1 pseudogene is annotated in these 364 nt (G+C 53.3%); it reads left to right on the top strand.

Annotated elements, in window-relative coordinates:
- Positions 1 to 156 precede the first annotated feature (156 nt).
- Positions 157 to 364, top strand: a pseudogene (locus AB9F29_RS21470) (hypothetical protein); the annotation flags it as partial.

The raw sequence follows: 364 nt of genomic DNA, 5'->3' as shown, positions 1-364 counted from the left end.
TGATCAGGCTCGAGCCCCAGTTCTGGTTTACGATCACATCGGTATTCGCGAAGCTTAGGGTGCCCATTTTCAATGGTTGAATGACCACATTGCAGCCGTTCGCTAGATTAAGGTATCAGAGGCGGCTTGCTCATTGTCGGGTCCGGAGGCGTAATCTTGTCTGCTTCAATTTTCCTTTCCGCAGGGGGGCCTGATACAAAACGTGGCCCAGAGCATGCAGCCACCGCAGACACCGTGGCCATTAATGCCGCAATCTCTGCGCTTGTCCACGTGACGCTTGGAAGGAGACCGTTGGTTGGGAGCGGCTATCCAGCTATTACACCCATGGTATTAGAAGTGGCAAAAGCCAGGATGTCGATTACGG

This window comes from Falsihalocynthiibacter sp. S25ZX9, assembly GCF_041205405.1.
Taxonomy (GTDB): Bacteria; Pseudomonadota; Alphaproteobacteria; order Rhodobacterales; family Rhodobacteraceae; genus Falsihalocynthiibacter; species Falsihalocynthiibacter arcticus.
This window is presented reverse-complemented; position numbering and strand designations above follow the sequence as displayed.